This window comes from Arthrobacter sp. BPSS-3, from assembly GCF_044628475.1.
Lineage (GTDB): Bacteria > Actinomycetota > Actinomycetes > Actinomycetales > Micrococcaceae > Arthrobacter.
The window spans coordinates 603,088-610,786 of the sequence record NZ_JBIMMV010000001.1 but is presented as its reverse complement, the minus strand read 5'-3'; the positions used below and the strand labels follow the sequence as shown (position 1 = coordinate 610,786).

7 protein-coding genes and 1 riboswitch are annotated in these 7,699 nt (G+C 71.3%); of the genes, 3 read left to right on the top strand and 4 right to left on the bottom strand.

Annotated elements, in window-relative coordinates; translation table 11 throughout:
- Positions 1-153 precede the first annotated feature (153 nt).
- From ACFVY3_RS02945 to thiO, 3 genes are all read right to left on the bottom strand, one after another.
- Positions 154-975: a thiazole synthase gene (locus ACFVY3_RS02945; RefSeq protein WP_290255750.1), complete on the bottom strand. Its 822-nt coding sequence runs from the start codon at positions 973-975 to the stop codon at positions 154-156.
- 5 nt (positions 976-980) lie between these two features.
- Positions 981-1,217: a sulfur carrier protein ThiS gene (thiS, locus tag ACFVY3_RS02940; RefSeq protein WP_290255751.1), complete on the bottom strand. Its 237-nt coding sequence runs from the start codon at positions 1,215-1,217 to the stop codon at positions 981-983.
- Positions 1,214-2,506, bottom strand: coding sequence for a glycine oxidase ThiO (thiO, locus tag ACFVY3_RS02935; protein WP_400158696.1), 1,293 nt, complete (start codon positions 2,504-2,506; stop codon positions 1,214-1,216). The genes thiS and thiO overlap by 4 nt, the downstream gene beginning before the upstream one ends.
- Positions 2,497-2,614: riboswitch (TPP riboswitch) on the bottom strand. (Overlaps the previous gene by 10 nt.)
- A gap of 26 nt (positions 2,615-2,640) precedes the next feature.
- Here thiO and thiE point away from each other — a divergent pair.
- Entirely contained in the window at positions 2,641-3,333 is a 693-nt protein-coding gene (thiE, locus tag ACFVY3_RS02930; RefSeq protein ID WP_400158695.1) for a thiamine phosphate synthase, read from the top strand.
- A 55-nt stretch (positions 3,334-3,388) separates the two neighbouring features.
- Here thiE and ACFVY3_RS02925 read toward each other — a convergent pair whose 3' ends face one another.
- Positions 3,389-4,087, bottom strand: coding sequence for a ferritin-like fold-containing protein (locus ACFVY3_RS02925; protein WP_400158694.1), 699 nt, complete (start codon positions 4,085-4,087; stop codon positions 3,389-3,391).
- Between the two features lie 41 nt (positions 4,088-4,128).
- Between ACFVY3_RS02925 and ACFVY3_RS02920 the strand changes: the two genes are divergently transcribed.
- Both ACFVY3_RS02920 and ACFVY3_RS02915 read left to right on the top strand, forming a co-directional pair.
- A complete protein-coding gene (locus ACFVY3_RS02920) occupies positions 4,129-5,625 on the top strand; it encodes an RNB domain-containing ribonuclease (RefSeq protein ID WP_400158693.1) in 1,497 nt (498 codons plus the stop codon).
- A 285-nt stretch (positions 5,626-5,910) separates the two neighbouring features.
- Positions 5,911-7,695, top strand: a complete 1,785-nt coding sequence (locus ACFVY3_RS02915; protein ID WP_400158692.1) for a DEAD/DEAH box helicase — start codon at positions 5,911-5,913, stop codon at positions 7,693-7,695.
- The last annotated feature ends 4 nt before the right edge of the window (positions 7,696-7,699 follow it).

The following is a 7,699-nucleotide window of genomic DNA, read 5'->3' as shown; positions in this document are numbered from 1 at the left end:
ACGAATGGGGAAAAGCCCGGCCCAGGCCCGCGAACGCGGCCTGATCAAACCGAAGGGACCGGCTTGGTCTGTCAGAAGTACTTCGGTAACACCCGCCCCACGGATTGGTCCCCACCCCACCAATATCGTCCTTTACCCATACGGGCGCCGCGGCTAGAGGAACTCGGCGCGGCCTTCCATGCCGGAGGATGCCAGCGCGTGCTCGCGGCGCGGGATGCGGCCAGCCAGCCGGGCCAGGCGGCCCGCGGCGACGGCGTGTTTGAACGCCTCCCCCATCAGCACCGGGTTTTGCGCCCGGGTCACCGCTGTGGCCAGCAGCACGGCATCGCAGCCCAGCTCCATGGCCAACGCCGCATCCGAGGCCGTGCCGATGCCGGCGTCGAGGACCACGGGTACCGAGGCCCGGGAGACGATCAGTTCGATGTTGTGCGGGTTCAGGATGCCTAGGCCGGTGCCGATCGGCGCGCCCAGCGGCATGACGGCCGTGGCACCGAGGTGCTCCAGGCGCAACGCCAGGACCGGATCGTCGTTCGTGTAGGCGAAGACCTTGAACCCGCGCGCCACCAGCTGTTCGGTGGCGTCGGCCAGTTCCAGGGCGTCCGGAAGCAGCGTCTGTTCGTCGGCGATCACTTCGAGCTTCACCCAGTCCGTCTCCAGCGCCTCGCGGGCCAGTTCGGCGGTGAGCACCGCGTCGCGGGCGGTGAAGCATCCTGCGGTGTTGGGCAGCACCCGGATGTTGCGGTCGGCCAGCAGTTGGAACAGCGATCCGCTCTCTGCCGGGGAGTAGCGGCGCATCGCCACGGTGGTCAGTTCCGTTCCGGACGCTTCCAGTGCGGCGCCGAGGCCGTCGAGGCTGGGTGCGCCGCCGGTGCCCATGATGAGCCGGGAGCCCAGCTCCACGCCGTCGAAGGTCACCGGGTCGCGGTGCGCCGTGGCCTTCACGGCGGGCTCCTGCGCGGTGTCTGCTTCGTTCATGCCGTTCATCCTCCCTGTACCGCGGTGACGAGTTCGACGTCGTCGCCCTCGATGAGTTCTGTTGCGTGCCACCGGCTGCGGGGCACGACCTCGGCGTTGCGCGCGACGGCGACGCCGAGTTTGCGTCCGTCCGTGGCCTGGCCGTTGTCCGCCAGGGGCCGGCCGGTGACGCCGCTGACGAGGGCGCCGACCGTGGCGTTGTCCGGGAGCGCGTGCGGCTTCCCGTTGAGGGTGATGTTCATGCGGTTGTCCTGTGGGTCGCGGGGTGGAGAGCGTTGGTTAAGCTGGTCGACTGGTTGTGCTCAGCGTCGGTGCGTGGGCGGTCGAAGCGGTCCGGGAGGAACCCGTCCCAGCGCGGGTCCGGGGTGCCGTCCAGCAGCTCCCGGCAGATGGCCGCGGCCGCCGGGGTCAGCAGCACACCGTGCCGGAAGAAGCCGGTGGCGATCACCAGGCCCGGAACGTGGCCGCCGCCGGCGGCACGGACCCGTCCCAGCAGCGGGGCGTTGTCCGGGGTGCCGGGGCGTGCCCTGGCCGTGGCCTCGACGAGTTCCAGCTCGGCGACGGCCGGGACCAGCTGCTGGGCATCGCGCAGCAGCTGGTAGACCCCTCCGGCGGAGACGCCCAGGTCCCCGGCCTGGTCCTCGCGCTGGGTGGCGCCAACCACCACGGTTCCGTCTCCGCGCGGAACGATGTAGACCGGGACACCCCGGACCAGCCCGCGCACGGTGGAACTCAGCAATGGACGCAGGCGTTCGGGCACCCGGAGCCGGAGGATGTCGCCGTGGACCGGCCGCAGCGGCAGGGTGAGCCCGGCCGGGAGGTCCTGCAGGGCGGCGGCGCCCAGGCCGTTGGCCACGATGGTCTCGGCCGACCGGATCTCCTCTCCCCCGCTGAGCCGCACGCCGGCGATCCGGCCGTCCGCCTCGATTAGGCCCGCGGCGCGGTGCGGGACGGCCCGGAATGCGGTGTCGGCTGCCAGCAGGGCTCTGATCCGGGTGATCAGGCGGCGCGGGTCCACCTGGTGGTCGGCGGGGATCTCGAAGGCGCAGGAGATCGCCGGGCTGAGCAACGGTTCGCGGCGGCGGGCCTCCCGCACGGTGAGGGGTTCGACGGACAGTCCGGAGGCCACCTGGAGGGCGCGCAGGTCCGCGAGCGCCTGCCGGTCCGCGGCGTCGGCGCCCACGGCGAGGGTCGGCGTCGTGAGGTAGCCGGTGCCGGCTCCCCCGTCGCCGCCGTCGGCGAGGCTGCCGGCGAAGGCGGGCCAGAGCCTGGAGGACTCCAGCATCAGGGGCAGCAGTCCCTCCTCCTGGTAGTGGAGTTCGCTGACGGGTGCCAGCATCCCGGCGGCGGCCCAGCTGGCGCCGTCCCCGGGGGCGTCGTCGATCAGCGCCACGGTGCGTCCGGAGCGCCGGAGTTCCCAGGCGATGCCGTGGCCGATCACGCCCCCGCCAATCACGACGGCGTCGAGGGGGCCGTCAGGCCGGGCACCGGGGCCGTGCGGCCGGGCCTTAGGGCTGGGGGTGGTGTTCATGGGTTCCTTCCCTACGCCGGTACTAGCCGGATCAGGTCAAGTGGTCGGCTCTGACGCCCTCTCAGCCCTGCGCCGTCGACGGCGTGCGGGGCTCCCGCGGTATGCGCCCAGTTTAGAGGAACTACGCTTGGGGCATGAGCCAGGATGTCCACAGCACCGCCCGTTTGTACCTCTGCACCGATGCCCGCAAGGACCGCGGAGACTTTGAAGCCTTTGTCGATGCCGCGTTTACCGGGGGCGTGGACATCATCCAGCTCCGCGACAAGACCATCGAAGCCGCGGAGGAACTGGAGCTGCTGGAGGTCCTGCACACGGTCGCGGCGCGCCACGGCCGGCTCTGGGCCGTCAACGACCGCGCCGACCTGGCCTCGCTGGCCGGTGCCCCGGTGTTCCACATCGGGCAGAAGGACATTCCGTTCGGAGCGGCCCGGGACTTCCTCGGCAAGGACACCGTGATCGGCCTGTCCACCCACACCCCGGAGCAGGTCGACGCCGCCATCGCCGCCGCGCCGGGCCGGAGCGGGCTGGACTACTTCTGCGTGGGCCCGGTCTGGGCGACACCCACCAAGCCCGGCCGGGCCGCCGTCGGCCTGGACCTGGTCCGCTACGCCGCCGACGCGATCGAGCGCGCCGAGGCCGCTGGCGACGGCGGCAAGGTGGCCGGCGTCGTGCCGTGGTTCGCGATCGGCGGCATCGACCTGACAAATGTGGAGCAGGTCCTCGACGCCGGGGCCCGGCGGATCGTGGTGGTCCGGGCGATCACCAAGGCGGACGACCCCGCCGCTGCGGCGCAGGCCCTGCTCGCCGCCCTCGACGCCCGGGCTTAGTCGCGGCCGTGCGTAAGCGCGGCCGGTCGCCTCGGCCTCACCGGCCGCAGGCCCTCTACCCGGCCAGGCCCAGCAGGGTCATCCGGCGGGAGTGCGCCGTGGCCAGCGAAGTCAGCAGCGCCCGGACCGGATCCGTGCCCGCAGGGACGCCGTTGCCCGTTGCCCCGTTGCCCGCTGCTTCCGAACCCTGGACGGCCAGGAAAGCGTGGTCGGCCGCGACCCGCTGCGCCTGGGTCAGCGCCTCGCCGAGAAGCCGCCGTGCCCACAGCGCCAGCCGGGAGGCCAGCCGGGGATCGTCGGCCAGGGCCTGCTTGAGCCGTTCACGCAGCACCCCGGTGGCCTCTTCGGAGGCCTGGACCTGCTCCACGAGGGCCGCGGTGGCGGGATCCAGCCGCGGAATCAGGGAACGGTAGAAGTCGGCGGAGACGGTGTCGATGACATACGCCTTCATCAGCGACTCGAACCAGTCGGCCGGCCGCGTCCGCTCATGGAAGTGGTCAACCGAGCGCTGGAACGGCACCATGGCGCCCTCCACGTCCTCGCCCATGTCCCGCAGCCGGGCGCACACGAGTTCGTAGTGCTCGAACTCCCGCACCGCCAGCCGGCCCAGCACGGCCCTGTCCCGGAGGGCGGGCGCGTAGCGGGCGTCGGAGGAGAGCCGTTCAAAGGCGGAGAGTTCGCTGTAGGCCATCACGCCGAGCAGGTCCGTGAGAAAGCGGTGATCGCGGGCGGAATCCGGCGTCGGAGTGCTCATCGTTCAAGACTAGCGGCGGATTTCGGGCTACCCTGACTTTCGTGTCTCACCATCGCCTGACGCCGAGCGTCCGCCAGCAGCAAAACCAGCTCGCCGAGGCGCTGAAGGCCCTGCGCACCGTCCTGGAACTGCCCGGGCCGTTCCCCAAGGAGGCGCTGCGCGACGCCGAGGCGGCGGTGGCCGGGCACGAACTTCCCGGCCTGGACCTGACCCACGTGGAGTTCGTGACGATCGACCCGGCGTCGTCCACGGACCTGGACCAGGCCCTGTTCATTGACCGCTCCGGCGACGGATACAAGGTCTTCTACGCGATCGCCGATGTCCCGTCCTTCGTGGCCCCCGGCGGCCCGCTCGACGCCGAGACGCGCCGCCGCGGGCAGACCTTCTACACGCCCGAGGGCCGCATCCCGCTCCACCCCGAGGTCATCAGCGAGGCCGCCGGCAGCCTCCTGGCCGGCCAGCTCTGCGCGGCCTTCGTCTGGGAGTTCGAGCTCGACGCCGCCGCCGAGGTGTCCTCGGTCCTGGTGCGCCGCGCCCGGGTCATCAGCCGCGCCAAGCTCAGTTACGCCGGGGTGCAGGCGGACCTCGACGCCGGCACGGCCGCCCCCGTCCTGGAACTGCTGAAAGAGGTCGGCGGCAAGCGGGTGGAGCTCGAGCGGCAGCGCGGCGGAGCGAGCCTGAACATGCCGGACCAGGAAATCGAACAGCTCCCCGACGGCGGCTACCGGATCGTCGCGGCTCCCCCGCTGCCGGTGGAGGACTGGAACGCGCAGATCTCGCTGATGACCGGAATGGCCGCCGCGGGCCTGATGCTCAAGGGCAAGGTGGGCATCCTGCGGACCATGCCCGCGCCGGACGAACGCTCCCTGCGCCACTTCCGCCGGCAGACCGGAGCGCTCGGCAAGCCGTGGGACGGGGAGACCAGCTACGGGGAATACCTGCGCACCCTGGACCCCACAGACCCCAAGCAGCTGGCCATCCTGCACTCGGCCGGGATGCTGTTCCGCGGCGCCGGCTACACCCCGTTCGATGGCAGCGTCCCGGACGACGCCATCCAATCCGCCATCGGCGCGTCGTACGCGCACTCCACCGCCCCGCTGCGGCGGCTGATCGACCGGTTCGTCCTGGTCATCTGCGAGGCGCTCTCGAACGGCGCTGAAGTTCCCGCCTGGGCCCGGGAGGCGCTGCCGTCCCTGCCCGCGATCATGGCGGCCTCGGACCAGCTCGCCGGGAAGCTGGAGCGGATGTCCCTGGACACGGTCGAGGCGGCGCTGCTAGTCAACCACGTCGGCCAGGAGTTCGACGCCGTCGTCATTTCCGGGTCGAAGCCCGCCAACGGTAACGGCGCGGGGGCCGGCAACGGCAACGGGAACGGGACAAAACCCAACGGCAACGGTCCGTCCGGAATCGTGCAGATCGCAGAGCCGGCCGTGACCGCCCGATGCCCGGGTGAGATGGAGTCGGGCAGCCTGGTCCGGGTACGCGTCGTCTCGGCTGACATCGCCGCCCGCGAGGTGCGGCTGGAGCTCGCCGGCTGAGGCCGCACCGCGCCGCAACGGCCGCGCCGTCGGGGACGCAGGGGCCGAACGGCTAGACTGGAAGGGTAGTAATGGATGCCCGGTCGTTGATTTCCTCGTAATTTCGAATCAACAAGCCCGCCCCTACGCGATCTTGAGACACACCCGCTGGTCCCAGTGCCAGCATCTAGATAGCCCGCGATCGGCTCCACTGGACTTGCTTGCGCCTACCGAGCGTGCTCCGGAACGGCCCTCCGCCGCCCCGTCGAGCAGGCAGCGCAACCCAAATGAATAAGGAAACTCCCCGTGAGTGAATTGCACACGCATCAGCTTCTGACCGACGAATCCGGCACGGAATCGATCGAACCGGAAGAAACCATCAGCTCCGACGAGGCGCCCCACGCCCTTCCGGAAAAGACGTTCGCCGACTTCAACGTCCGCGCCGACATCGTCGAGTCCCTGGCCGACGCCGGGATCACACACCCGTTCCCCATCCAGGCCATGACCCTGCCGGTGGCCCTGGGCGGCCACGACATCATCGGCCAGGCCAAGACCGGTACCGGCAAGACCCTCGGCTTCGGCATCCCCGCGCTGCAGCGGGTCGTCGGCCGCGACGACGCCGGCTACGACGCCCTCCCGACACCGGGTGCCCCGCAGGCCCTCGTGATCGTCCCGACCCGCGAGCTCGCCGTCCAGGTCGCCAACGACCTGCAGAACGCGGCCCGCAAGCGCAACGCCCGGATCGCCACCATCTACGGCGGCCGCGCGTACGAGCCGCAGGTCGATGCGTTGCAGAAGGGCGTGGAGGTTGTCGTCGGCACCCCCGGCCGCCTGATCGACCTGTTCAAGCAGAAGCACCTGGTGCTCAAGAACGTGAAGATGGTCATCCTCGACGAGGCCGACGAGATGCTGGACCTGGGCTTCCTGCCCGACGTCGAGACGCTGATCGCCGCCACCCCGGCCGTGCGCCAGACCCTGCTGTTCTCCGCCACCATGCCCGGCCCGGTCATCGCCATGGCCCGCCGCTACATGAGCCAGCCCACCCACATCCGCGCCGCGGACCCCGAGGACGAGGGCCTGACAAAGCGGGACATCCGCCAGCTGATCTACCGCGCCCACAGCATGGACAAGGTCGAGGTGGTGGCCCGGATCCTGCAGGCCCGCGGCCGCGGCCGGACCATCATCTTCACCAAGACCAAGCGCACCGCCGCAAAGGTCGCCGAGGAACTCGTGGACCGCGGGTTCGCGGCCGCCGCCATCCACGGTGACCTCGGCCAGGGCGCCCGCGAACAGGCGCTGCGCGCCTTCCGCAACAACAAGGTGGATGTCCTTGTCGCCACCGACGTCGCCGCCCGCGGCATCGACGTCGACGACGTCACGCACGTGATCAACTACCAGTGCGTCGAGGACGAGAAGATTTACCTGCACCGCGTGGGCCGCACCGGCCGCGCCGGCAACAAGGGCACCGCCGTGACCTTCGTGGACTGGGACGACATGCCGCGCTGGGGCCTGATCAACAAGGCCCTCGGCCTGAGCGTTCCGGAACCCATCGAGACCTACTCCTCCTCCCCGCACCTGTTTGAGGACCTGGATATCCCCGAGGGAACCAAGGGCCGCCTGCCGCGCGACAAGCGCGTCCTGGCCGGCGTGGACGCCGAGGAACTCGAGGACCTAGGCGAGACCGGCAAGAAGAACCCGCGCAGCAGCGGACGTGACGGCGCCCGCACCGGCTCCCGCGACGGCGGCCGCTCGGGCTCCCGTGAGGGCGGACGCTCCGGCGGCCGCGAGGGTTCGCGGGCCGGTTCGTCCGAAGGCGGCCGCGAGGGCGGACGTTCCGGCTCCCGCTCCGGTTCGCGCGAAGGCTCCCGCGAAGGCACCCGCGAAGGTTCGCGCCGTCGTCGGACCGCCCCCGAGCAGGAGACGGCCGCAGCGCCCGCGGAGGCCACCGGCCGCGCCGCCGCCGCGACGTCCGCCACCGAGGTTGACCGGGCCACCCGTGCCCGCCGCCGCACCCGGACCCGCCGCCACAACGGCGAAGTGGTTTCCGGGGAGGCCCAGGGCGGTACCGCGACGCGCAGCGCCGAGGCCTAATCCC

Coding starts and splice junctions, on each gene's coding strand:
- thiO (WP_400158696.1), bottom strand. CDS start 2,506: ATGAACACCACCCCCAGCCCTAAGGCCCGGCCGCACGGCCCCGGTGCC.
- thiE (WP_400158695.1), top strand. CDS start 2,641: ATGAGCCAGGATGTCCACAGCACCGCCCGTTTGTACCTCTGCACCGAT.
- ACFVY3_RS02945 (WP_290255750.1), bottom strand. CDS start 975: ATGAACGAAGCAGACACCGCGCAGGAGCCCGCCGTGAAGGCCACGGCG.
- thiS (WP_290255751.1), bottom strand. CDS start 1,217: ATGAACATCACCCTCAACGGGAAGCCGCACGCGCTCCCGGACAACGCC.
- ACFVY3_RS02925 (WP_400158694.1), bottom strand. CDS start 4,087: ATGAGCACTCCGACGCCGGATTCCGCCCGCGATCACCGCTTTCTCACG.